28 protein-coding genes and 1 pseudogene are annotated in these 24,478 nt (G+C 45.6%); 14 read left to right on the plus strand and 15 right to left on the minus strand.

The genetic code is table 11. The features are described 5' to 3' along the window. Positions 1-29 precede the first annotated feature (29 nt). Both QUA56_RS09530 and QUA56_RS09535 read left to right on the plus strand, forming a co-directional pair. Positions 30-134: pseudogene (locus tag QUA56_RS09530) on the plus strand (IS5/IS1182 family transposase); the annotation flags it as partial. Positions 135-207: 73 nt separating this feature from the next. Further along, positions 208-1,926: an ATP-binding protein gene (locus tag QUA56_RS09535; protein WP_333356324.1), complete on the plus strand. Its 1,719-nt coding sequence runs from the start codon at positions 208-210 to the stop codon at positions 1,924-1,926. A 388-nt stretch (positions 1,927-2,314) separates the two neighbouring features. On the opposite strand, the gene QUA56_RS09540 is transcribed toward QUA56_RS09535, so the two are convergent. Next, the gene (locus QUA56_RS09540) at positions 2,315-2,494 is read right to left on the minus strand and encodes a hypothetical protein (RefSeq protein WP_333356326.1); all 180 of its coding nucleotides are present in this window, start codon (positions 2,492-2,494) and stop codon (positions 2,315-2,317) included. Between the two features lie 285 nt (positions 2,495-2,779). Here QUA56_RS09540 and QUA56_RS09545 point away from each other — a divergent pair, with 285 nt between their 5' ends. Continuing rightward, positions 2,780-3,526 (plus strand): FkbM family methyltransferase, encoded by a 747-nt coding sequence (locus QUA56_RS09545; protein WP_333356329.1) that lies wholly within the window; start codon positions 2,780-2,782, stop codon positions 3,524-3,526. A gap of 564 nt (positions 3,527-4,090) precedes the next feature. Here QUA56_RS09545 and QUA56_RS09550 read toward each other — a convergent pair. Both QUA56_RS09550 and QUA56_RS09555 read right to left on the minus strand, forming a co-directional pair. Next, on the minus strand, positions 4,091-5,014 hold the full coding sequence (locus QUA56_RS09550) for a histidine kinase (protein ID WP_333356332.1): 924 nt from the start codon (positions 5,012-5,014) through the stop codon (positions 4,091-4,093). Between the two features lie 831 nt (positions 5,015-5,845). Beyond that, the gene (locus QUA56_RS09555; RefSeq protein WP_333356334.1) at positions 5,846-7,273 is read right to left on the minus strand and encodes an S-layer homology domain-containing protein; all 1,428 of its coding nucleotides are present in this window, start codon (positions 7,271-7,273) and stop codon (positions 5,846-5,848) included. A 75-nt stretch (positions 7,274-7,348) separates the two neighbouring features. Here QUA56_RS09555 and QUA56_RS09560 point away from each other — a divergent pair, with 75 nt between their 5' ends. The 5 genes from QUA56_RS09560 to QUA56_RS09580 all read left to right on the plus strand — a co-directional run bounded on the left by QUA56_RS09560 (position 7,349) and on the right by QUA56_RS09580 (position 13,107). Next, positions 7,349-7,888 carry a hypothetical protein gene (locus QUA56_RS09560; protein ID WP_333356337.1) on the plus strand — a complete coding sequence of 180 codons (540 nt, stop codon included), beginning with the start codon at positions 7,349-7,351 and terminating at the stop codon, positions 7,886-7,888. Positions 7,889-7,921: 33 nt separating this feature from the next. Continuing rightward, the gene (locus QUA56_RS09565; protein ID WP_333356340.1) at positions 7,922-8,083 is read left to right on the plus strand and encodes a hypothetical protein; all 162 of its coding nucleotides are present in this window, start codon (positions 7,922-7,924) and stop codon (positions 8,081-8,083) included. A gap of 247 nt (positions 8,084-8,330) precedes the next feature. Then, a complete protein-coding gene (locus QUA56_RS09570; protein ID WP_333356343.1) occupies positions 8,331-8,813 on the plus strand; it encodes a BON domain-containing protein in 483 nt (160 codons plus the stop codon). Positions 8,814-9,358: 545 nt separating this feature from the next. Continuing rightward, on the plus strand, positions 9,359-10,567 hold the full coding sequence (locus tag QUA56_RS09575) for a general stress protein (RefSeq protein ID WP_333356346.1): 1,209 nt from the start codon (positions 9,359-9,361) through the stop codon (positions 10,565-10,567). 1,478 nt (positions 10,568-12,045) lie between these two features. Continuing rightward, on the plus strand, positions 12,046-13,107 hold the full coding sequence (locus QUA56_RS09580) for a pentapeptide repeat-containing protein (RefSeq protein WP_333356349.1): 1,062 nt from the start codon (positions 12,046-12,048) through the stop codon (positions 13,105-13,107). 33 nt (positions 13,108-13,140) lie between these two features. On the opposite strand, the gene QUA56_RS09585 is transcribed toward QUA56_RS09580, so the two are convergent. Beyond that, positions 13,141-13,320, minus strand: coding sequence for a hypothetical protein (locus QUA56_RS09585; protein ID WP_333356352.1), 180 nt, complete (start codon positions 13,318-13,320; stop codon positions 13,141-13,143). A gap of 168 nt (positions 13,321-13,488) precedes the next feature. Here QUA56_RS09585 and speD point away from each other — a divergent pair, with 168 nt between their 5' ends. Next, positions 13,489-13,911, plus strand: a complete 423-nt coding sequence (speD, locus tag QUA56_RS09590; protein WP_333356355.1) for an adenosylmethionine decarboxylase — start codon at positions 13,489-13,491, stop codon at positions 13,909-13,911. A gap of 84 nt (positions 13,912-13,995) precedes the next feature. Here the strand turns inward: speD and QUA56_RS09595 are convergent, their stop codons facing one another. After that, positions 13,996-14,601, minus strand: coding sequence for a hypothetical protein (locus tag QUA56_RS09595; RefSeq protein WP_333356358.1), 606 nt, complete (start codon positions 14,599-14,601; stop codon positions 13,996-13,998). Between the two features lie 144 nt (positions 14,602-14,745). Between QUA56_RS09595 and queF the strand changes: the two genes are divergently transcribed. Further along, entirely contained in the window at positions 14,746-15,165 is a 420-nt protein-coding gene (gene queF, locus QUA56_RS09600) for a preQ(1) synthase (RefSeq protein WP_333356361.1), read from the plus strand. Between the two features lie 350 nt (positions 15,166-15,515). Here queF and QUA56_RS09605 read toward each other — a convergent pair whose 3' ends face one another. After that, positions 15,516-15,650 (minus strand): transposase, encoded by a 135-nt coding sequence (locus QUA56_RS09605; protein ID WP_445242886.1) that lies wholly within the window; start codon positions 15,648-15,650, stop codon positions 15,516-15,518. A gap of 549 nt (positions 15,651-16,199) precedes the next feature. Between QUA56_RS09605 and QUA56_RS09610 the strand changes: the two genes are divergently transcribed. Continuing rightward, positions 16,200-16,448 (plus strand): hypothetical protein, encoded by a 249-nt coding sequence (locus tag QUA56_RS09610; RefSeq protein ID WP_333356364.1) that lies wholly within the window; start codon positions 16,200-16,202, stop codon positions 16,446-16,448. Positions 16,449-17,096: 648 nt separating this feature from the next. Here QUA56_RS09610 and QUA56_RS36795 read toward each other — a convergent pair. The 9 genes from QUA56_RS36795 to ndhC form a co-directional block, all read right to left on the minus strand. After that, complete coding sequence (locus QUA56_RS36795; RefSeq protein WP_445242887.1) at positions 17,097-17,330, minus strand: IS1/IS1595 family N-terminal zinc-binding domain-containing protein; 234 nt, start codon at positions 17,328-17,330, stop codon at positions 17,097-17,099. Positions 17,331-17,568: 238 nt separating this feature from the next. Then, positions 17,569-17,805, minus strand: a complete 237-nt coding sequence (locus QUA56_RS09615; protein WP_333356367.1) for a hypothetical protein — start codon at positions 17,803-17,805, stop codon at positions 17,569-17,571. A gap of 32 nt (positions 17,806-17,837) precedes the next feature. Beyond that, complete coding sequence (locus QUA56_RS09620) at positions 17,838-18,086, minus strand: DUF4926 domain-containing protein (RefSeq protein ID WP_333356370.1); 249 nt, start codon at positions 18,084-18,086, stop codon at positions 17,838-17,840. 368 nt (positions 18,087-18,454) lie between these two features. Then, the gene (locus tag QUA56_RS09625; RefSeq protein WP_333356373.1) at positions 18,455-19,834 is read right to left on the minus strand and encodes a class I SAM-dependent methyltransferase; all 1,380 of its coding nucleotides are present in this window, start codon (positions 19,832-19,834) and stop codon (positions 18,455-18,457) included. A 149-nt stretch (positions 19,835-19,983) separates the two neighbouring features. Further along, positions 19,984-20,169, minus strand: a complete 186-nt coding sequence (locus tag QUA56_RS09630; RefSeq protein ID WP_333356376.1) for a hypothetical protein — start codon at positions 20,167-20,169, stop codon at positions 19,984-19,986. Positions 20,170-20,405: 236 nt separating this feature from the next. Next, positions 20,406-20,663: a hypothetical protein gene (locus QUA56_RS09635; protein ID WP_333356379.1), complete on the minus strand. Its 258-nt coding sequence runs from the start codon at positions 20,661-20,663 to the stop codon at positions 20,406-20,408. A gap of 35 nt (positions 20,664-20,698) precedes the next feature. Then, positions 20,699-21,202, minus strand: coding sequence for an NAD(P)H-quinone oxidoreductase subunit J (locus QUA56_RS09640; protein ID WP_333356382.1), 504 nt, complete (start codon positions 21,200-21,202; stop codon positions 20,699-20,701). Continuing rightward, the gene (gene ndhK / locus QUA56_RS09645) at positions 21,195-21,920 is read right to left on the minus strand and encodes a photosynthetic/respiratory NAD(P)H-quinone oxidoreductase subunit K (RefSeq protein WP_333356385.1); all 726 of its coding nucleotides are present in this window, start codon (positions 21,918-21,920) and stop codon (positions 21,195-21,197) included. Before ndhK ends, QUA56_RS09640 begins: the two co-directional genes overlap by 8 nt. Beyond that, positions 21,911-22,273, minus strand: a complete 363-nt coding sequence (gene ndhC / locus QUA56_RS09650; protein ID WP_006635500.1) for a photosynthetic/respiratory NAD(P)H-quinone oxidoreductase subunit C — start codon at positions 22,271-22,273, stop codon at positions 21,911-21,913. Before ndhC ends, ndhK begins: the two co-directional genes overlap by 10 nt. A gap of 544 nt (positions 22,274-22,817) precedes the next feature. On the opposite strand from ndhC, the gene QUA56_RS09655 reads away from it, so the two are divergent. Genes QUA56_RS09655 through psbE form a run of 3 tightly spaced genes read left to right on the plus strand, consistent with a single transcriptional unit; the run spans position 22,818 to position 24,458 of the window. Continuing rightward, the gene (locus tag QUA56_RS09655) at positions 22,818-23,153 is read left to right on the plus strand and encodes a rubredoxin (protein ID WP_015176848.1); all 336 of its coding nucleotides are present in this window, start codon (positions 22,818-22,820) and stop codon (positions 23,151-23,153) included. After that, complete coding sequence (locus QUA56_RS09660) at positions 23,140-24,153, plus strand: photosynthesis system II assembly factor Ycf48 (protein WP_333356388.1); 1,014 nt, start codon at positions 23,140-23,142, stop codon at positions 24,151-24,153. Before QUA56_RS09655 ends, QUA56_RS09660 begins: the two co-directional genes overlap by 14 nt. A gap of 56 nt (positions 24,154-24,209) precedes the next feature. Next, positions 24,210-24,458 (plus strand): cytochrome b559 subunit alpha, encoded by a 249-nt coding sequence (gene psbE, locus QUA56_RS09665; protein WP_333356392.1) that lies wholly within the window; start codon positions 24,210-24,212, stop codon positions 24,456-24,458. Positions 24,459-24,478: the final 20 nt, after the last annotated feature.

Here is a 24,478-nt window from a genome sequence, read left to right on the forward strand (position 1 = left end):
GGGGAGCGTCCCTGTTCCAAAACTGTCCGAAGTATTGTCATTTGATTGAGAACTTTTTCGTCAAGCTCAAGCAGTATCGGGCAATCGCGACGCGCTATGACCCTAGGGCGGTGAACTTTCGGGCCTGCGATTGATTCATCTCGCTGCTGGGGTCATCTGGTGGAATTGATAAACGCCCTAATTAACTTGACAGTCCCGTAAACTAATATGCCTGACCTCTTCAGCACATTTTTTTCGACTAATTTCATTCCTCACGGGCATTGCTACCTCTGGAAACCGGGGTTAGTATGGCTGCACTTAACGTCAGATGTATTGACTGTCCTCGGGTATTACTCGGTGGCGGTTGCCATTGTTTACTTTAGGTATGAGCGTCAGGATCTGCCTCCCAAGACGGTGATGCTGCTGGTGGGTTTATTTTTTATCTTTGCCTTATGTGGCACGACCCACCTGATGGGAGTAGTGACACTTTGGTATCCCATCTACTGGGTTTCAGGACTGATCAAAGCGGTCAATGGTGCTTGGTCTTTCTATACGTTCACCTTTTTAGTGATTCCCTTAATTCCAGTGGCGATCGATGCGCCAAGTCCCGCCCAACTCGCCCTTACAAACCAAGAACTAGAGGAGAGCCGCCGCCGTATCCAGGCAATTAATGTGGAGCTAGAACAGCGGGTGCAGGAACGCACCGCCGAACTGGAAGCGTCTAATCGCACCAAAGACGAATTATTGATGCGCGAACAAGTGGTTCGCGCAGATGCAGAGGCTGCCAACCGTGCCAAGGATGAGTTTCTCTCGATTCTTTCTCATGAACTCAGAACTCCTCTCAACGCCATCTTAGGATGGTCAACGATGTTACTGCGGCAGAAAAACCTGAATGATGATAAGGTTGTGCGGGCTTTGGAGACGATCGAGCGAAACGCAAAGTCTCAAGCCCAGCTCATCGAAGACATTCTCGATGTTTCTCGCATCATCACAGGTAAACTGCGCCTTCAAGTCCGTAGAGTCAACCTCGTACCGGTGATTGAATCGGCGATTGACTCTGTACGCTTGGCGGCTGAGGCAAAATCAATTCGCCTGCAAAGCGTGCTCGATTCAGAATCGGGCCCGCTCTTGGGTGATGCAGATCGGTTGCAGCAAGTTGTATGGAATCTCGTTTCTAACGCCATCAAATTCACGCCTAAAAACGGGCGAGTCCAGATTCGTTTGGAGCGGGTTAATTCTCATGTTGAAATTACTGTCAGCGACACTGGACCAGGCATCAGCTCGGACTTTCTACCCTTTGTCTTCGATCGCTTCCGCCAGCACGACAGCACGACCACTCGCAGTTATGGGGGGTTGGGTTTAGGGTTAGCAATTGTGCGTCAATTAGTTGAATTGCATGGCGGGACTGTAACGGTAGTGAGTCCAGGAATAGGACAGGGGACGAGCTTTACAGTCAAACTGCCCGTGATGATTATCCATCTACCAACCAGCGACCCAGAGCGATTAAACTCGATCGTCGAGGCGAATGCGAGGGTTGAGGCGTCACCCACCCTTGAAGGCTTACAAATTTTAGTGGTAGAGGACGAGGCTGACGCGCTAGAGTTGCTGAGTACAATTCTGCAAAAATATGGTGCGGATGTCATCGCTGCGGCTTCGGTCAAGGAGGCGTTGACTATTATTGAAACCGCAACCCGCAGCCCCGATGTTTTAGTGAGCGATATTGGGATGCCGGATGAGGATGGCTACTCCCTGATCCGCAAGTTGCGGCAACTGGAAGCGCAGCGGGGCGGTCGGCTACCGGCGATCGCGCTGACGGCTTATGCCCGGAATGACGATCGTCGGCAGGCCCTATTAGCAGGTTTTCAGATGCATTTGACCAAACCTGTAGATGCTGCCGATTTAGTGGCGGTGGTTGCCAGCCTGACCGGACTTACGGGCAGGTGCTAAAACCCTGGTGTATTGAGCTCGTCCTTTTACTGCTTCTGCCACAAAAATTGTTCGAGAACAAATGTCGGGTTTGAGGATAATTGGGTTCTTGTCAGCTTTGGGTAAAGGCTAGCGGTTGTTCCGAATCAAGCTGGTGAGTGTCGTCTTCAGCACAAACCTCTGTTAAGTTGATTCAGGTAACACGTCTACCGATTTTAGATTTTAGATTTTAGATTTTAGATTTTTAACAGTCAACAGTCAACAGTCAACAGTCAACAGTCAACAGTCAACAGTCAACAGTCAACAGTCAACAGTCAACAGTCACGGACGGTGTAACCGGAATTGATATGACTTCTCGATTCGGTAGGGCGCCAATTTCATTTTTGTCAGCGGTAATCGCGATCGACTTTTAGGGATTGCGGCCCTTAATTAGGGCGATCGCATTGTCCGCGCGATCGAGCCAAGCATTCACTCCCAGGGCGGCGAATTTTTCCATCAACCGCTGGTTAATTTCGGACTCCGCACCGCTGGGAGAGTGCAGCATGACTAACTCTTCGAGAGTTTGCAACAGTCGATCGAACTCTAACATTTTTGATTTCCGCGTTAGGGAGCACATTTTGACAATTAAAGCAGATTTAGTCTCACTTTACGATTCTCCAAAACCAAACAAAATAACTTTCTGTACCGATATCTGGCACCCTTCTTAACAAAATATAATCAGCCGCCGAGTTTGTTGACTAAAAATCTCGCCTTTCAGGTTTAAGCCTCCGCCATAAACCAGGTTTTCAAGCAGTGCAAAATGTGAGTTAGTGCCGAGGGGCTTTCCCATCAGCTAACGTTATTATAAAATATAAAATATTCTCAACTTCTCCCTATGCTTTTCCATAAACTTCAGCAACTCCTGCATCGCAAAATTAGAGCCCAAAAGTTAGGGATTAAATTTAACAGAGTTGCTAGCTTTCAATTGCCCGAACAATTAATTGTGCAAGGAAAACGCTATCAAGTAAACGTACCTTCAGAGAAAGGCATGGACGGAGAATTTATAGAAGTGCTTTTAGACGACTGCTACGGAGTCGAGCAATTATCTGAATCGCTGATGACAATTATTGATATTGGAGCGAATGTCGGGTTATTTCCCATTGCTGCGAGGAACAGGTTTCCCCATGCCGTAATTCACGCCTACGAAGCTAATCCCCACCTGGAAAATTACCTCAAACATCAATCTCAAATCGCAAATTTTACATATTTTCTGGAAGCAGTAGGAGATCGAGATGGTAAAGTAGTCCTTGACATTCGGGAAGTCTCGGGAAAAACCCGATCGACAGTCAGCGAAAGTGGCGACATACCGATGGTATCATTTCGCAGGGCGATCGAGCGAATTGGCGGCAGCGTCGATTTAGCAAAAGTAGACTGCGAAGGTGCAGAATGGCTGTTATTTGAAGATAGAGAGATTTGGCAACTCGTGCAAAACCTTTCTTTAGAATATCACTTGTGGTCTGGTCACACTCACGCAGAAGCCCGAGAAGTTATTGAAAACTTAGGATTTCGGGTCAGAAAGCAAATACCAATAGATAAGTGGTACGGCGTGATTTTAGCATCCCGATCCCCCAATTTTCAATGATATAGCAAAAGGAAGAAGGAATAGTTTCACGCATTAAGAATGTCCTCAACGTCTTGGCGATTGCTATATGAAGAATTCAGTCATCACTACAAACCTATTTTATGGTAAGTAGATGAGTGAGAAAATACATACAGCATATTCCAGGTTTGTGAATTGTAGGGACACGGCAGTGCCGTGTCCCTACGGGGAAGCTCACTATAGGCGAGTGTATTTCATAAATGTGGAATCTGCTGTAAAAGCAGTCAAAAAACACAGAACCAAGCAACTCGGTTTCTTGGAGAAACCGGGTTGTTAAACACAGAACTTGGGTTAAATCTGTTTTTCGCCTTGATTGATATCGTTTCCGGTTGCATCGGAATGATAGTTCGGACACCGCGAGAGCAAGAGTGTCCCTACCCCGATTAATTGTAGGGACTGAGGCACTCGCCGTGTCCTGACTGTGGGTAATATTAATTCCGATGCTATCGGAGTTGATATGAAACGCTGAATTCCTTGATTTTCCTCGATGCGAACAATAGCATCTTCGGCAATATTGAGGATGCCGGTGAATGGATCGCGGCTTGTTTACAAAGCTTGTTCCTTGTTTTTGCGATCGGCAATTTCGCGCTGCAACTTGTCAATTATCCGTTGAAAACTAGCTGCTTGTCTGAGCATTTCTTGTTCTGAAAAATCCAGCATTTCAATCAAAGTTGCAACTTGATATTCCAGAAATTGGGTTTCATAAGTATTGTTGTTTTTCCCAAAACTTACAGCATTTTCTGACGAATTAAATACAACTTTTTCGTCGGAAAGCGACAGGGCTGTTTTGACACTCAGTGCCAGATGTTTAAACATTTCAGCCGTGCGATCGGGAATTTTAACTTTCAGGAACATCACTACAGCAAACAAACTTCCAGATCGCAGAAGTCCCCCAAATCCCAATACAGACTTGACTTGGTAGGGGATAATTAAGGAATCTTGTTCGGGAATAAAGGGGCTGCCTTTTGCCTCTGATACGTGAAAAATATTTAATACTGCGGGTTCTAATTGCAAGAACCTTTCTCGCTCAATTCCGAGGACTGTAGGAATGTCTAAACCGAACTGCCGAATTATTTCGGAAATCGCCGGCATTTGAGATACTAATTCGGCGCTAACTAACGGAATAGCTGTATTTTTTGCTGCTGTGTGCCGAGAATTCCACTGCGGTTCTGTGCCTGCTGCTGCTAGCAGAGTCCAGCATTTCATGTCGGCGGCGGGGAAATTGCCGTTCATCAAGCGGCGGGCGGATTGTTGCAATGAGTCTTCTAATCCGCCGTAGGGATGAGTTTTGAACAAACGCACTGAGGCACAGGTATTTTCTCCCGTTTGCGAATCGCAAAAATGTTGGTAAATATATTTAACAATCTTTTGGCTGCTGGCTTCCATACTAGCAGTATTTCTACCTAACTGGCGCAGGACTAAGCTGCATTTCGCCATGTCTTGCGGGGTAAATAGGGTAATATCGTACATTAAAAAACGCTCTCCTAGAGCTCAAACACTCTTTTTCATTTATCGTTAAGGCCGCTACCGAATCCGGAATACTACTGAGAGTTTTGAACAAAGTATTACTTAAAATATGTACAAAATTTGCCCGCAAAAAGCAGCGGTTGTGTGGAAGGATACACAAACTAAGATTAAGGCAAAAAAAATCTATCCCGTAGGGTGTACACCGCCCACAGAGAAGCCGATGTGTAGTGTTTGAAAGGATTTTTTACAATGAAGGAGCGCAGAGGGATTAAAGAAGCGGGGTTTTTTAACCGATATCCCTCGCGTTTTACTGCACATTTTTGTAGATAAAACTCGGTTTTTGGGTAATACCAATTCTCGCCTCCAGAAAGCAACAATGATGAGTGTAGGTTTGTTTACGCTCACTATTCTGCACCGGTGCGTCGCTCAAAGATTGTGGATATTATTTAAGATTTGTGATGGCGACGCACCCTACAGATACTTTTGCATGAGTTTTGAGAATTAGTATCAGTCATATCAAATCCGGTAGCATCGGAATTATATTACCCAAAATCAGTACAGGGCAGTGCCGTTGCCCTACCCCGATTAATTGTAGGGAACCGGCACTGCCGTGTCCTGCGTTTATATGATTCCGGTGTTACCGGAATTGATATCATATTCACAGAAATCTTAGAAATCCAAGCTGAAATTTTTCGGGCGGGCGATCGCGCGCCGATGTGTCAAAACTTGCTACAATTTCGTCAGTCTTGGACGCAAAAACCGGGTTTTGTTACAGACAAAAAACCCGGTTTCTTGGTATTGGTAAGTAGATGCTTTGTTCAAAACTTTACAACTCTATTGAGCTGGTTGAGTTTTTGCTTCCAAAGCATCTTTAGCAGACAATCCCTGATCTTGAACGCCCAAATACCACAAACTAGCAGCCGCTTCGGCGCGAGTCACGGATTTCTTCGGCTGAAACAGAGTAGTAAAACCAAAAACGCGGCGAATATTCGCTAAGTCTCCATTGTTAAAATCAGCTAAAACTGCCCGCGACGCCTGGGAATCAATCTTAGAAGCATCTTGAAAACCCCACTTTTCTTTCACTCCGTCAATGTTAGCTGTGGGCAAAACTTGACGAGTATCTAAAGGTACTTTCCAAAGAATCATTGTTTCGCGAGTTAAAGGTGCATCCGGGCGAAATTTTACATCTTTAGTTTCTCCAGAAAGCGAACTTGGAATTAAACCGGCTTCTGCTAAACCTTGAATTGCTGAAAAATCCGGGTCTGTTTTGGGTACGTCAGAAAATGCCGGTTCGCTAGAGTCTACTGCTAATCTAATTTGTTTGGCTTGACGGCTAACATAAATCTGATTGTTAGCTGCTACTAACCAGCGGGCGTATTCGCGGCGAGTGGCTATTTTGTTGGGTTTGGGCAAAGTGCTGGCAGTTTCTAAATTAGCATTTTCTGTCGTTAGCGAAGCCCTCGGAGAGGATCGCACTTTCAGCACTTCCAACTGACTTAAATCTGCCACATACTGCCGCAACTGTTGAGGAATTTCGCTTTCTTGTTGGCTAACTTTTGCTGATTTTGGCGAGGCGGATGGGGTTGGAGTAGTTCCCTCGGAATTAGATGGAGTTGGTGAAGCGGTTGGAGATGCGCTAGACTCGGAATTCTTAGGTTGAGGACTGGCAGCAATTTCTGGGCTGTCTTTGCTGTAGTCGATCGTAAATTCTGTAGAACCTCCTACTTTCTGAGTAGGAGAAAGCGACACTGTTACCCGCAAATTATCTCGGGTTGCTACCAAAGAACCTTGTCCCTCGGCGGTTGGGCGGCTGACTATTTCCCAGTTGCTGCGCCCAAACTCTGTGGAGTAAAAGTTCTGAACCGAATTAACGGGATCTGTGCTTTCCCAGCGCAGCCGCACATTTTTTTGGGACGGATCGGTTTGCCCGCCAACTTCGATTAACTCAGCATTAGGATAGAGTGGAATCTCTGTCGGGAAATCGGGAGGAAGTTTGGCGGTAGAGTTTGTCTCAACTGCTGTCGCTGGTGGCGGGGAAGAGAAAACCACTGGATTTTGTTTTAATTTGGGATCGGCGGCTAAAGATTCTTCGAGTGCCTTGCTGTTGGGGCTGTTTGCACAAGCTGTGACAGCAGCCAGCAGACACACAGCCAGCCAAGTATTTACAGCAGCGAGTATATTGGTTTTATTGGTTTTACTGGTTTTAGCTGGTTTTAGCCCTTGAGAGTCGCCTCGCCGTTGAGTAAATATAATATTCAGCATAAATCCCCCCTTTGCGGATATATTTCTAGGCTAACGCAGATCGATCGGGCAAATATAATTTTTACGGAAATAAAATTGGTATATTTACTTCTAGTTACTGCTACATTACTTTTATCCCCTGTCAAGTTTGCCCGTCCCGCTGCATCTCAACCAGCCCCGCTGCAGACAGCAATTCAGACGCCAGAGTGGCAGCCATTTTGCTCGGCGATGGGTCAGTTTGCGATCGATATGCCGGGAAATCCCAAAATTAATTCGGAAACTTTTTCAACTCAAGTTACCGCTCATACATACAGATCGATCTTAAAAAACAAAGAAACTTATTTACTTCAATACTTTGACCTAGATTTCCGGCAAAGTAACAATAATATTAAAATTACTTTAAATAATGCCGTTGATTTCTTTGTCGTGGGGGCGAATGCTAAATTGTTGCAAGTGCGGGATATTTCCCTCGGAGGCTATCCGGGAAAAGAGTTTGAGTTTCAGCCGCTTTCCCCGACTGAACCTGTAGGTGTAGGTCAAGTTTTTTTGGTGGAAACGCGCATTTACGGGCTGGTGGCCACTACCCCAGAACCAGAAAATGCTCAAAAATTTCTCGACTCTTTTCGTTTGTTTTGAAGCAGAAAGTTCGGCAGCGGGCAATATACGGGATTGACCGGATTTAACGGATGGATGTTGAGGTTAGAGGAAAAAGGGGGAAATAAGTTGGGAATGGCGATCGAATTTATTAATAAAATTTACGCTATTGAACTTGGTTTCTGCGAAAATATTGGCTTTTGCAACCAAAAATGTCGGCATCAACCGGGTTTCTGAGGAATAATACGCTCAGAACTAAATTAAGTTAAATTTGATCCGAGACCTTATTTTGTTTTTTGTACTCTATCTAACGACATAGATAAAATTTACACCCGTGGAGCGATGTAGATACTTCCTCAAATTTATATATTTGAGATAATGATTTTTAAATCACAGAAAGCACAAACCAAAGATTCTGTCTGGCTCCATCTGGGTCAACGAAGTCTGGACCGTCAAAAGCTTACCCGGAGGGTATTAACATATTATGAACAAACTAACACCAATTCTCCTCAGCGGCATCCTATTATTTGGAGCTGCTGCTTGCAGCGACGGGGCTAAAACTAGCGCTGATTCTCCTAATTCTACCACAGAAAATACCACCACCCCGCCCCCAGCCGAGACAGTTCAAAAAACTCAGGGTGACGCCACTAGCGATATTCGCAAAAACCAAGCAAATTCTGATATCAGGGCCAGAGAACAGCGCAACAATGTGACGGGTGGCGATGCAATGAGAGCCGATGGCGACCTCAAAAGTGAAGTTCGCTCGAAGTTGGAAGTAAACATCACTAAAGGTCAGCTAACTGTTGAGGCAAAAGACGGGGCTGTCACCGTAGGCGGCACAGTTCCAAGTCAAACTGATTTAGCTAAAATTGAGCCGCTAGCTAAAGAGATTAAGGGTGTCAAAACGGTGAATGTTACGGCTGTTGTCGCCCCTGCTGCACCCGCATCGCCTAGCAGCAAGCAATAAATTAGGAGTAAGTTCGGAAACGCGCAGTGTAGGGGATTTAACGGATTTAACGGATGGATTTTTGAGGGAAGTTTGGGCATTTTAAGATTGCTTTCGGAGCGGTTAGCAGCGCTTAGATCGATCCTGAAAAGTAGGGCGACAGATAGATTTTACCCGATCGTCTGTAGGGACACGGCAATCCCGTGTCCGACGCCTGGATCTGTGACATTTAATGATTGTTATCAGATTGAGGATTGTAGCAAGATTTGTTTAAATTGGTATTACGTGACTCTCTAGAGGGAGCGGGGTTTTAAGTTAAAGAGTTGAAAATTAAAAATTCACGAACTCAAAACTCGCGCACGCAGTACCTGCAAAGTCCTATTCCCAAATTACGATTTACCATCCCGGAGAATTAGTTGAAAACCAGCCTGAAGATAGAGTCCGAAGTTATTCCCAGCGACCGATGAAAAATGTTTGGAAAAAATGACTAAATGTGATTGATGGCGGCAAGCAGAGCATAAATTCTGTAGTTGTGTAAAAGTAGTATATTTTCAAGGAGAAAAAAAATGGCTTTAGGTCAACACAAGCGAGCTGTAGGAGCATTTTCTAATTACCGAGATACGGAACTAGCCCTGACGGAACTGCAAAGTAGCGGGTTTCCGATGAATAAAGTTTCGGTAGTTGGGGAAAATCTCGATCGCAGCGAAATTGCCGGCGCTAGCGCTGGTAAGAGTACCGACGACAAAGTGGGCGGCGGCGCAAAAGCAGGCGCGACAGCGGGAGCAGTGACGGGCGGTTTGATTGGGTTGCTCGGAAGCATTGGAGCGCTAGCGATTCCAGGAGTTGGCCCGGTGATGGCGGGGGGCGCGATCGCAACTCTGCTGGCCGATACTGTAGTCGGAGGCGCGATTGGGGCTGCTGCGGGCGGTTTGGTCGGGGGTTTGGTCGGTTTGGGAGTTCCCGAATCAAAAGCTAAAGTTTATAGCGATCGCGTCTCGCGCGGAGAATATTTGGTATTCGTAGAAGGCACAGATTCGGATATTGCCACAGCCGAAAGAATTCTGAGCGTGCGGGGCATTCAGGATTGGGGCATTTACGATGTGCCGGCAGACACCGGCCGCAGAGCTTCGGGCCACCACAAGCGCGCGGTGGGCGTATTTTCAACCCGCCGCGAGACGGAACACGCGCTGTCGGAACTTAGAGCTGCGGGTTTTGACATGGAGCGGGTTTCGGTCATCGCTAAGGATGCTGACTCTAAAGGAGAGATCGCAGGCCTTGACGTGCAGGAAAGCGCGGATAACAAGGCCGATGAAGGAGCGACTAAGGGCGCGCTCACAGGCGGCACTTTGGGCGGTTTGACAGGCTTGTTGGTAGGTCTCGGCCTAGTGGCAATTCCGGGAATCGGGCCGATTATGCTGGCAGGAGCCTCAGCTACGGCGATCGCCACTACACTCGCGGGTACTGCTTTGGGTGCGGCTGCGGGCAGCTTGATCGGAGCTTTAGTCGGTTTGGGAATTCCCGAAGAGGAAGCTAAAGCATACAACGAGCGAGTGGCCAGAGGAGATTACTTGGTACTGCTTGACGGCAGCGAAGCTGAAGTCGCTAGAGCTGAAACCATTCTGAGCCGCGGAGGCATTCAGCATTGGAACACCTACGACTATCCCAGCGTCGATAGTGCTCGGGCCGATTACGGCGCTCCTGGCACTCCGGGCGTTGATACTACGGCTGCTATTTACGATCCCAATCAGGGCGTTACCCGCCACCCTCTGATTTAATACTTCAGACATTGTTTGGGTATTGTTTCTACTTCCTGCAGGGTAGTCGCACTCGCGCCCTCGGATTGTCGAAAGCGATCGAACCAAGACTGGCGATCTAGGCGTTTGCCCTTGGTCGGTAAAAGTATCTCAAAAGTCGGCTTTTTTTATGAAAGCCGGCTTTTGTTTTGTTCTGGAAACTTAAAAAAAAGCGACCTGTCAAAAGTTGAATTTTGATTGGCAAGCTGGGCTTTCTGCCGGTGGCTCGATCGGCTCCCTTAATTTTTACAGAATAAATCCGCTGCGGTTTATTAGTCTGTAACACTCACTACTGCTCGATTGCAAACCCCGCAGTACGATCGAATTTGATGACATAAATTACAACAGATATTGCCCCGTCAGTCAAAGAACGACTATCTTTAACTATGGGTAGCTAATTTCAGCAACTTATACAGGTGAAGTAGCCAGTCCCGCGCGCCGAGTACGGCCTGCAGTGGTCGGCAACTATTAGAATAATATTGTCGTCGCCTTCCCGCAAGACTTAGGCTGGTCATTGGTTGACTGTAGCAGCCCAATTGCTGTTGGCAACACCTGCGGCATGAATACAGTTTTTCTGGGAATGCCTCAGAGAAGCATTTGAGAAGCCCAGGAACAGCTTTTATGTCCGGGAGCGCGTCTGGTGTCGGGTGTTCTGTTAATTAGAACCGCAAGCGCTCATGGATCTAGTAAAAATTAACAGCAAGCACAGCAGCGCGGGAATACGGGAACGGCTCGCGGTGCATTTTTTCGCGAAATCTTCGGCTACTAGCAGCGTATTCCTTGCTTCGCCTGCGACTTGCTCAGCACTCCGAGAGAAACAGCCTTCCTGTTGGTTTACACTGGCACGGAACACAGTGGGGGGAGGTGACACTAGCTGAGCTGGCCTGGCGCTGCTGTCCGGGTTGCTCGAAGGTAGAAGGCACTTATCTAGAAGGCATTAGGGGTTGAAGCTCCGATATCTTTTTTCTTGATTGCACTAATAAATTCGATCGCCTGTACCAGCAATTTTTCGGGTCAGAATGCGGCGCGGATGCCGCCAGCAATACCCCAAATATGCGATCGACCTTGACAAGATCGATCGACAACTTCTCGGTATTTTGGTAAATGGTTAGCAGTTAATAGTTAGTGATTAGCAGTTAGTATAAATACAACTAACAATTAACAACTAACATCAACCGCCCGCTCATTACTAGCAAAATAACACTTACAGGACTTACACGCGGCGAGAAACTCGGTTTCTTCATGACTTCTGCGGGCAAACCTCAGATTTTACCAGCACCCGGTTTCTTTTCGTAAGTTATAACTAGGTTAGCAGGGCGATGCTAGGAATCAAGCAGTTTTGACAATTGTTACGCTCGGCAGTATGGGTTTAAAAAACTGACTGGCAAACACGATCGTACAACAAACTTTCAGACAACATAGAACATCGAGAAATTAAGGAAACTCACTCAACTTTTTTTATGAATTTCACTGAGATTTTAAGTGCCGATGAACTTTTAATTAGACATAGAAACGGGGAACGAGATTTTCGAGGGGCTAACCTCATTGCAGCTCACTTGAGTGAAGCTAATCTCAGTCGAACAAATTTGAGCAGCGCTAATTTGAAAGACGCCAACTTAATTAGAAGCAAACTGATTGGAGCTAATTTAAACGGCGCCGACTTGAGCGGGGCTAATTTGTCTAAGGCGAAATTAATTGAAGCAAACCTCGGGAGTTCTAGTTTAACTGGAACTGTGGCGATCGCAGCAGATTTGAGCGGAGCAAATCTCAGCGGAGCAATATTGTCTCAGGCTGACTTGAGCAAAGCTGTTCTGACTGGAGCGAGTTTAGTAGGAGCTTGTTTGCTAAGTGGCTCGAAACTAACTGAGGCTAATTTGAGCGGGGCGACGCTGAGCCGAGCAATTATGAGCGGGGTGGATTTAAGCAGAGCAAATCTGACTAGAGCGATTATGAGCGAGGTTGATTTGAACGGGGCGAATCTGAGCGGAGCAACTTTAATTCGGGCTTATCTAAATCGCGGAAATCTCAGCGGTGTTAATTTGGTTGGGGCTTCTTTGAGCGAAGCAAGTCTGCGGGAGGCTTCTATTTGCGCTGCTAATTTGAGCGGTGCTGACTTGAGCGGTGCTGACTTGCAATCCGCTAATTTAAATGGCTCTAATTTGAGCGGTGCTGACTTGAGTCGAGCTAATTTGAGTAAAGCTAATTTAAATGGTTTGATTCTGCACAATGCTGATTTGAGGGCTGCGAATTTGAACAAAGCTTCTTTGCGGGGAGCTAATTTGAGCGGTGCGAATTTGTCTGGTGCTAGCTTGCTGGAAGCGGATTTGCGGGGGGCGAATTTGAGTCACGCCAATTTGTCGGGAGCGGGTTTGCTGCTGAGTTCTCTGACAGGGGCAAATTTGACAGGAACTAATTTGTCGGAGGCTAATTTGATTGGGGCGAGCTTGAATGTTGCTAATTTGAATGAAGCAGCTTTGGGCGGGGCGATTTTGCCGAATGGAGCTACTCACAGCCGGGATTGATGAGTCGATCGACCATAATTAAGTAGCTCAACCTCAAAAAACCGAACACCGAGAAACCCGGTTTCTGTAGGGGCCGTGCCAAGAGTGCCGGCCCCTGCGGGTTTCTACCATCTCTATCGCCACGGGCAAATTCAGGCGGTTGGGCTTTAACCGCATTCTACCGAAAGCCGATTTTGGCAGTAGTAAATATCGATCGCCCTTATCGAACTTCAATCGAACTCAACCTGCACTCGACCACGGCCAAAGCGCAAAAAAACCCCCGGTGCGATCGCGCTCGTCGCTATTTTTGATTTTTTTGGGAAATATACTTGAAAATTTCTGGACAGCGTGCTATCTTCAAAAGGTTTGAGACATTATGAGTTAGAGGTAAAACCCCGCAGAATGAAACAATTGGGAACCCATCTGGTCGCTGATGCTTGGCAGTCTCCTGGAGACCTGCTCAACGATCCTGAACGTATCCGCCGCGCCATACTCGATGCGATCGAAGCCGGAGGAGCTACTCTCATCGATTTGTGCGTACACCAGTTTAGTCCTCACGGAGTGACAGCTACTGCTACTTTGGCAGAGTCTCATATAGCAATCCATACTTGGCCTGAACACGGTTATTTTGCTGCAGACTTATTTTTCTGCGGGGCCGGCGACCCTCACCGAGCCATGAAGGTGCTACAGACAGCTTTGGAAGCTAAACAGGTAAAACTCACTGAGTTCACGCGCGGTTTCGAGCCAGGGGTGGGCATCGTAGGTTCTGCTTGTGAAGAGCAGTATGCGCCTCGTTTAGTAGAAACGAGTGCCACCAGAGGATGATGGCCAATTAGCGTAACTTTGAACATTTTATGCTAGGTTTTGTTTAAAATCCCACGGCTCGAGCCGTGGGATTCTTGTTGCAATTTACTTCCCCTTCAATAAAGGGCGCACAACTAAATAACCTGCGCCGAAAGCTGCAATGACAATCAGAAAAATCGCGATCGCCAACCACAATCCGCTTAAGTCTGAAGCTTTTTTGGGTTTAGAACGCAAACGGTAAGGAATTTCCGGTACGTCTGTAAATAATTTTTCTGGAAGTGGCTGCGGCATCGAGGAGGCTGTTGGCTCCGCTTCTGGTAGGGGGAAAGGGAAGGAGACTGTCCCAGGGGCGGGGGGTGCTTGAGGTAAGGCAGAATTAGTCTGTGAGGTTGCAGGTGCTAGGGGCGCAGGTTCAACACTGAAATTGAATTTGACAGGGGGCATTTGAGGCATCCCTGTCTGGGTGAGGCTCTGAGCCGAGTTGACTACTTGCTGTAGCTGTTGGGATACTTGAACTACTGTTTCTACTTCTCGCCGCAGTTGTTGATTTTGTTGGACTAATTGCTGGTTGTGGGTTTTGAGGGAGTCGAGCATCGCTTGGGCGGCTTGCAGCTCCGCCGTGACTTCTCGATACAGGGAAATCGGTACGGATGGAGAGTAACTATTTGAGTTTTCAGGGGAAGTATTGTCAGGTAAGGTAGTATTTTGCATAATTGTAGATGGCGAGGGTGAACTTTTTTAGTTTAGCCTGAGAATATTTGCAAGTAGATCGATCGCAACACAATTCGTCAAGATATTTGTTACAGATATCGATCGTAAATTTAATTAAATGTTACAAGTTATTAGTCAATCGCTATGAACAACTACGCAGCCGAACAAAGTATGTCCCAAAAGTCAAGCACCGAGGAAATTAAATACGGCGAACGCCAGATTTTGGAAGGGGAGTTAATTACTTTCCCAAATCCGCGAGTCGGGCGGCGCTACTCGATCAACATTACTTTGCCGGAGTTTACTTGCAAATGTCCGTTTTCTGGCTATCCAGATTTTGCGACAATTCACGTTACTTACGTGCCCGACGAGCGGGTGGTAGAGTTGAAAGCGCTGAAACTGTACGTTAACAGTTATCGCGATCGCTACATTTCTCACGAAGAATCGATCAATCAAATTTTAGACGATTTTGTGGCAGCTTGCTCGCCGCTGGAAGCGACGGTGAAGGGCGATTTTTCGCCGCGGGGGAACGTCCACACCGTGATTGAGGTGCAGCACCAGAAGTAGCACGCAGAGGCTTTAGATGTGCGTTCCCAGGGCTGTTAGATACCCGACTTCTTTTTTAAGAAGTCGGGTATCTGAGTATTCTGTTTTTTTAGTCGCCGATCGCTGAACGAGATAAATTGTTAGAAAAGACTAAAGATTATCCGCTGCTGATGGGAGGCGATATTGTTCGCGGACACTCCTGAATGACTCAGTATAAAAACCATTTGGTTTTAATACTAAGTCACTTGCAAAAGCTCTTCTCTTGGTCATGTTTGAGGTTGATTACCCGCCGAATTTCTTTCGCCTCCTCACGAGAAATACAGTTCTTCGGTACAAAGTCATGCTAAATCTTTAGGAAAATGCCAAAAAAGTCAAGCTCGCATTTCAAAGTTTTTAAAATATCTCAATCCGAATCTACTGCGTTTTAACAGCTTTAACTTATTGTTAATGCCTTCAACCATTCCGTTATTTGTTCTTTGTTCAAAATACCCTACTACCTCTGCCAACCCAGGCGGGGTGACAACCCCGATTATTCATCCACCCTAAAATGACTTACCTTCTCATTCTAGTTAACAACAGATCGCCCTCTTAAGTCAACTCTGTCAACACTTGATGTCATTATTTTATATATTTCTTTAGTTTAATTCGGTTTTTAATTATATTTTTAGCATACTAGGTGATGAAGAACCACAAATGAAAAAACAACTCAACAATCAATAACTGGTTGAACGAAACAAAATTTTAACCAGAAAATTAATAGACTGTATTAAATACTACTCACGAGAAATTGAAAATCTTAAGCACAAGTGTAATCTGTACAAAAAAAAAATTGAGGAGTTGAAAGAACTAATCCAAAAAACGGGTGGGGATTCAGCTTAGTCACCCGTCGGCAAAATCAGCCTATTTACTTATTGACAATTGATCCTCTCTATTAAATTGTCAGGGATCGAACATATAAAAGTTAAAAATTGTATCAAAAGCAACAGAAAGTACCCAATGTTTTATGTAGTGACCTACAATGGAGAAAAGAAACAAGATTAAGAGGCGCGATCGCTATGGATATCAATGGAGACCTAGACTGGGAAGAAGCATTTGAGTACAGAGCGGGCTTGACAGTGGAATTGAAGTCCCAGCCAGGGGTTTTGGATACGATCGCTTACTATGAAGTGATGATGGTACCGCCCATCTGGTTAGAAAATGACCCCCGTCCCCGCTATCCTCACGAACTGCGAGTCGTTTCGCAGCAGCCAACTGTCTCCAATATTTGCCGGATTTCACAGTCTCCTGTTTTAGTCGCTTCCTAGGTTGTTTCAGCGGGAAATATCGGCGAGGCCATCTAGCAGACAATCAAACCGATGTAGTGATTTTCGGATTGAGATTGCTGTACTTTACTTTGTGGCGATCGCTTAAGATACAGCATATTCGAGGTTGATGAAGTACAGCAGCCGCTATATTTATATTGTGTGATGTTAATCCTCCGGGTGCGGATCTGCGACCTTTTAAATGGAACTTGCAGATTGACTCTGAAAGCGACGCACCTTACTTACTACAAGATTGTGTGTACCGCATATACATGGAATATGCTGTATTCTTTGTCTCATGCTATTATTAAATCTTTCTATATAGTTTGTCTGACCAGTATCCTTTCCTAATGAAGAGTGTTTTTTTTAGGAAAAACTCTTCCTTAAGAAAGGACAAAAGTCTGTATAACTCACAGCACATTGACGATATACTGGGCGCACGTGAATCCCACAATCCCCTCGCACTCTTGTTCATCTCTTTTGCCAATATATACTCCTACAATCTCTTTATTTAACACATTAATTGCTAACCAAATCCACTGCTTGTTACCCTTGTTTTAAACAAATTAGCACAGTTCATCACATTGAATTGTTAGCTAACCCTTTTTTTTTGACTTCACTTCTACTTGTTGCTTGACGGCTCCTAACTTTTTAATAACATAGTATTATAGCCACCTTGGGGAAACCCTGGTAGCCCGCTTCTATTCCAGCCAGAAATATTTTTTCTAATAAAAGTCGATCTATTAACTCTTTTGTTTCTTCCTCCAGCGGCTGATTTCTGGGACTCATCACAAATTGTCGGACACCATCTCGACATTTAAAACTTTGTTTACCAGTGTGAGTGTGACCATTTTTTACAATATATTGAGAGTCGCACCGGGACATTTCATCAGCTAAAAATTAATGCAGATTGAATAAGTAAATTATAACAGGTTTTCCTGACTGTGCAGGACTACCCACTGCCAATAGTTCCTTGTTGTGAGTTTGTTACCCAAGGAAAATTGCCGAGTACAAGCAGTCTATCGCTACACCCATCGACTAACGATGTCCAATCAAATTGAAAGAAATCTCCCTGCCAAATCTCGTATCTATCATCCTGAAATAATTGCTTATTTAGTCTAAATTATTTTAAGTAATTTTGATTTATTTCAACCCCGATAATCTTGTCTGCGGATGGAAATGAACGTGCAGCAGCTTGAATCAAATTACCGACACCGCACGTCGGCTCAATGATGGTGCGAGGATTAACATTAAGTTCTACTAATTTTCGGCACACCCTCTCTGCTAATGCCAGCGGTGTCTGAAAATCGCCGTATTCTAGTTTTGTTTTGCGATCGTTGGAACTCATCCTGAAATCCATTTTTTTATAATGTCCGCAAGTTATTTTGCCGCTTATGCTGTAATCATTTCGGGTTTGCGATCGGGTGATGCTGGCTCAAAGTACAACACCATGATTTGGTCTGGATGCAACCCGACTGATTCATAAGTGCGTCCGTTGCGATCGCTAAATTCAACCTCAAACGCTGCACCATCAGCCAACAGTTCAACCACAGTCCCTACTTGTCCTCGCCACAGATTGTATTCAGGAACATCAACTGTCAAGGCAACGACATCTAGTAATTTAATTGTATTCTTTGCCACTCTTATTACCTCCAGACATTACAGAGGATAGCAGGTTGTTAATCAGCGCTATCATAGGGCTTACGCAGGTCTCTAATCTGTAGGGTGCGGATCAGTGAGATGTTCAATGGAACTTGCAGATTGTAGATGGCGACGCACCTTACCATATTAGAAACCGAACCATGAATTTGGAAAGATATCACGATTTTTTACGTATTATAGCCTTTCTCAAAAAGATGAGGTATGACTGACAGCTTACATAACCACCCAGACGCTTGAGGGCCGGGGCCCAACAACGTCCGCGAATCTTTCTGAGGATTGCTATATATCAAAAATAGCAGCCTAAATTATCCCCAAAAAAGTCAACATTTAACTGTACTCATCTGCGTTTATCGGCGTGCATCGGCGGTTACAAATTCCCAATCGGCCAGCAGTGCTAAATTCAGACAATTTAAAATGCTGGATTTGATCGGGCGCTTTTCATCCCAAAATACCATCGATGAATAAAAGTTAATTGCTGGCGATGAATTCAAAAGCTCAAAAGTTTTACGTGCAACTCGTTCGTTTTCAAAACTGAGAAAATAAACAGTATCATCGAAAATCACAGGTTTATTAGCGATTTCACTTATTAATCTGAAATCCATTTTTTTATAAAGTCCGCAAATTGCTATCTTCCAAAATTTGAAGCTATAATCGCCCACTCCAAAAATAGAAAAGCGAGGATTGTGCTGATAAATTTTGCTTTTGCGATTGTCTAGATATTGTCCGCACTCCTCCAGATAGCGCCAGGTTTTAGGAGCTATCTGGCTGATAGGCTCGGTTGACTCGCCAATAAATTTTTGAGTTACTAAAATATAGCGATTTGTGGCATTAATGCGATTTTGAGCGACATCCGATCCTTTAAGTAGCGGAAATAGATAAGTTTCCTCAAGCTCGACAGCTTCCCCAAATCCATTGACAAACAAATTATCAATTTTCCTAAATTCCATCACATTCGAGCAGTCATGTTTGACACCAGATCGCCATTTTACTCCTGAATTCACCGCATATAAATTACCCAATTTACTGAAAGAGTTTATATCCTTAACCAGGAGATTGTTGTGATATCCGATTCGGTGGCATTCAGAACTTTCTAAACTGCTAAATACATCGCAGAAGTAGTTTTGTGAGCTTGAGTCAAACTTGCAGAATAACAGACAGGCATCAACATTTGCATCAAAATACTTTTTAGCATCTATTTTGTAAGTTGCACAGCTAGCGAGATTAAGTTTTTTTGAATGAATGTAATTCAATAACTTTCTAGCAACGGAAGTCTTGCAAAGCATTGCCAGAGTGGCGTCACGATTTTGCAACCATTGTATCGCATGGATCAGCATCCATTCTGAGATATCGAAGTTACTTTTACCTGTTAGTGCATCTAAGCCAGTGTGCTTTTGAAAATTACTTTTCTTCGGCAAGTTTTCACTGCCAATAGTTCCTTGTTGTGAGTTTGTTACCCAAGGAAAGTTGCCCAGTACCAGCACCCTATGATTAAATTGGTTGATTAATGATGTCCAGTCAAACTCAAAAAAATTTCCGTGTTTAACCTCACATCTTTCATCCTGCAACAATTCATGCTTAGCTCTTAATTCTATTAAATAACTTTGATTGATTTCAACCCCGATAATCTTGCTGGCGGATGGAAACGAATTTGCAGCAGCTTTAATGAAATTACCGATCCCGCAAGTTGGCTCAATGATGACTTTGGGGTTAACATCAAGTTCTATCAATTTCCGACACACCATCTCAGCTAATGCCAGCGGTGTCTGAAAATCGCCGTATTCTAGTTTTGTTTTGCGATCGTTGGAACTCATCGGTTAGATTTATAAACTGCGATAACGCCTTCCTGTTGTCCGGCACGCTCAATGACTCTTCCATACTAAAGTCGCCACTGCAACGCATTAGAAATGGTCAAAAACCCTTGCAATGGTGGGTTTTTTAGTATTTCGTCGGCAATGTTAGCTGCTTCAATTTCGTCCACAGGTAGATTTTTGTCAAACATGAAAGCAAGCAAATCATCTTTATTGCCTTCGTTGTCTAAAATATTGCGAATTCCACGGGTCATTTGAAAATCTGCTGTTCTTTCGGCACTCACGTAAATTGTATGCAAAATATTCAGTGTTGCACTTCGGATCGTACTGTTGTCTGTCTTTTCGTAAACAAAAATAATCAGTGAATATCCCAGCCCAAAAATTTTTTGCCTTGCAGATTTGAAAGGACATGACGACTGCGGTTGCCTAACGCTTGTTACCTTCACGTCAACTAATATCCCAGGGAAATCGCCACTTGCTGAATTGCCATCTATAAATTCATATTGCTGCTTGAGATAGAGTCTGAACTTTTGCTCCAAATATGTCCCAACAGCCTTCCGTCTGTGATGCCATAAAGCAGAGGTTCCGGGTGTTGAGACTCGGCTGCTGAAAATATTGCCGCCTCCGAACAAAGAATTTCTACGGTCAGAGTCGTCATAGCGAGTTTGCGTGCATCTGCGGTTAAAAAATCAAAATTAGCCAAAAAACAGAGGGCGGGTTCTGCATAAAACTTAACCCAAAAAGTCAAATTTTATGTTCTAAACCCGCCCTCGCAAAACTTCGTTAATAAGCGTCTTGCAATTCGTAGAAATCAGGGGAAATGTAATCTTTCCGCAGCGGCCAGCCTACCCAATCTTCGTTCATCAAAATCCGTTTCAGATTCGGATGTCCTTCGTAGATGATGCCGTACATATCGTAGGATTCCCGTTCTTGGAAGTCGGCTGCTTTCCAAATCCAGTAGACTGATGGCACTCTGGGATCGTCGCGGGGAATGAATACTTTGACGCGGACTTCTTCAGGCTTGGAAGCATTATCTGTCAGTTTAGCCAAGTGGTAAACGCTGACTAAATCTTGTCCAGGGCCTTGGTCGTAGGCGCACTGGCACTGCATATAATTAAACCCGTAGGCGTACAGTGCTGTTGACATCGGAATTAGGAATTCTCGATCGACCTTTAATATCTCCACGCCCAAATTATCGGCCGCTAAAGCTTCGTGATCGAAGCCATTCTGAGTCAACCACTGGGAAACCTTCCCGGCTTCAACAATTGCAGATTCTTGTTCAGCCACGGTTTACCTCCTGTTTTTGTGCAGCCAGCAAAGCCGGTGGTACGGGCATTCCCATAGCTTCCGTCAATTCCTTCGGTGGCGCCATCCGGCCGGGAACTGACAAATACTTGCCATCCAAAATGTCATCTACTACTTTCATTTTGTGGGGTCTGGTGTAGTAGCGGTGGGTGGGCTGCAAGTTGCCGCGTTCTTGCATGGAATCGTTGGAGATTTTTTTCCGCAGTTTGATAATTGCGTCAATAATCGCTTCTGGGCGGGGGGGGCAGCCTGGTATGTACACGTCTACGGGAATCAGTTTGTCAACGCCTCTGACTGCTGTGGGGGAGTCTACGCTGAACATTCCACCGGTGATGGTGCAAGCGCCCATCGCGATCACGTATTTGGGTTCGGGCATTTGTTCGTACAGCCGCACCAAGATGGGGGCGTACTTCATGGTAATTGTACCGGCGGTGATGATCAGGTCGGCTTGTCGGGGACTCGATCGCGGTACTAAGCCGAATCTGTCGAAGTCAAAGCGCGAACCGATCAAAGCTGCAAATTCGATGAAGCAGCAAGCTGTGCCGTAAAGCAGCGGCCACAAGCTCGAAAGTCTCGCCCAATTGTAGAGATCGTCCACTGTTGTCAGGATGACGTTCTCTGATAATTCGGATGTGACTTCAGGGCGAATAGCAGGATTGACAATTAGAGGTTTTTGTGTTTTGTCAGAACTTAAGACCATTCCAAGGCTCCTTTGCGCCATGCGTAGACAAGAGCAATAACGAGAATTGTGATAAAAAACAAGGCTTCAATAAAAGCCAAAAGTCCTAGCTGGTTGAAAGCAACCGCCCAAGGATAGAGGAAGACGGTCTCTACGTCGAAGATGACGAAGACTAGGGCGAACATATAATATCGGATGTTGAACTGAATCCAGGCTCCGCCGATCGGCTCGACGCCAGATTCGTAGGTAGTGCGTCGGTCGTAGGGACGACTTTTGGGGCGCAGTACCTTAGACGCCGTGAGGGCGAGGATAGGGACTAGGCTGGAAATTAACAGGAAGCCTAAGAAATACTCGTAGCCGCTGAGTGCAAACACGGTGAATAATTACTGCCTAGGTGAAAGGGTTCTGTAACTTGTCTGTTACATTATATAGATTTTGGGTAGCTAAAATTACGAGTTGGTTGAGATTAATCGTCCATCTTCTGCAATAATTTTTAATGTATATTTTAAGATTAGCTTACCTACTCTTTTGGAGCTGTCAACGACCCCCGACGGCAAGTCGCGGGCTTCTGGCCTAAAAACTGAAACCCCAAGTTGACCAGCCTCAGTCCCCTTTCGGGGCTACGTTATCGGCAAGAGTTCAAGTTCACACCAAGGAATGCGTAGCTAGTTCCTTGCTCTGTAACCTAGGGATTAAACATCTGTAATGGGTTAAGGAAGTGTCTCTGGGAAAGTACCGACCGATAACATTGGCGAAGCTAACATTACTGGAGTAGCAAGGCGCTTCCCGGCATACAGGGAAATGGATAAGCACTACTCCTCTACTTATCCAACCCCTTTCGGGGGCTCTGAATTTATTCAGCGTCCTGTTTCATACGTGACTATCAAGGTACGCGGTTTCCACACTCCTAGAGATTTTATGAGCGATCGAGCTACTGAAACCAAAACCCTCGATCGGCACGAGTGCCGCGCCTGCGGCTACGTCTATGAGCCGAAAAAGGGGAATCCTAAAATTGACATTGCCCCGGGCACGGCTTTTGAAGATTTGCCCCAAACTTGGGTCTGTCCCGTTTGCGGGGCGCGCAAATCCATGTTTCAAAATCTCGGTCAGATGGAAGGGGTATCGGGATTTAAGGCAAATCAGCGTTACGGTGTCGGTGTCAACGGCATGACCGAAGGTCAGAAAAGTTTGCTGATTTTTGGCGGCTTGGTCGTTGGTTTCTTGTTGTTACTTAGTATGTATGGTTTGCAGTAAGACGATTGTGAGATTTTGGCAACGAATTGTAATGTTATTGGCGGCTGCGCTCATCTGTACGAGTTGCAGCACGATCGGTTCTGTGAGTTACAACCCCTGGCAGGTGATTTCGTTGCCGACGAAAGCTAATTTGCAGGATATTGCCTTTACGGGCAATCCTCAGCACGGCTGGGTTGTGGGTTCTGAGGCGACTCTGCTCGAAACGCTTGACGGCGGTACTAGCTGGAAGTCTATAGGACTGGATATCGACGATCCGAGGTCGCGTTTTGCGTCGGTGAGTTTTTCGGGTTCAGAAGGCTGGATTGTCGGCCAGCCTTCTGTTTTGCTCCACACGAACGATGAGGGGAAGTCTTGGACGCGGATTGCTTTGAGCAGTCAGTTGCCGGGTTCTCCGAGTACGATCGCGGCTTTGGGCCCGAATTCCGCCGAGATGACCACCGATGTGGGAGCGATTTACCGGACTTCTGACGACGGCAAAAATTGGAAAGCTGTCGTGCAGGATTCCTTTGGGGTGGTTCGCAATATCAACCGTTCTGAAGACGGGCAGTATGTTGCGGTTTCCTCGAAGGGCAATTTCTATTCGGTGTGGAAACCCGGACAAGAAGCTTGGGAACCTCACAACCGGAACAGTTCTCGCCGCCTGCAAAATATGGGTTTTACCAAGGATGGGCGTTTGTGGATGCTCGCCCGCGGCGGCCAGATTCAGTTTAGCGACCCGTCCAATCCTGAAGGTTGGGGAAAACCGTTTTTTCCCGATCGCAAGGCGAGTTGGGGTTTGCTGGACATGGCTTACCGGACTGATAATGAAGTTTGGGTAGCCGGCGGCGGCGGCAATTTGCTGTGCAGTTTGGACGGCGGGAAAACTTGGCTAAAAGACCGCGAAGTTGAGGATGTTCCTGCTAATTTTTACAGGATTGTCTTTATCGGCCCCGATCGCGGATTTGTGATCGGCGCGAGCGGTACTCTACTTAAATATCAAGGTTCAGCGGAAGCTGCTTGATAGTAGAATAGTAATAGAGATTGTCTGTCGATTTGTTGTTGAAAGGAGGATTCTAAATGTCTGGTACAACTGGAGAACGTCCGTTTGGGGACATTATTACAAGTATCCGTTATTGGGTAATTCACAGCATCACTATTCCGGCTTTGTTTATTGCTGGATGGCTGTTTGTCCAAACGGGTTTGGCTTACGATGCTTTCGGAACTCCTCGCCCTAACCAGTATTTCACACCGCAGCGGGAAGAAGTGCCGATTATCTCGGATCGCTTTGAAGCTAAGAAACAAGTAGATCAGTTCATTGCCAAGTAATTTAACAAGGATTTGGAAAA

It is taken from the genome of Microcoleus sp. N3A4 (assembly GCF_036701805.1).
In the GTDB taxonomy this organism is placed as follows: domain Bacteria; phylum Cyanobacteriota; class Cyanobacteriia; order Cyanobacteriales; family Microcoleaceae; genus Microcoleus.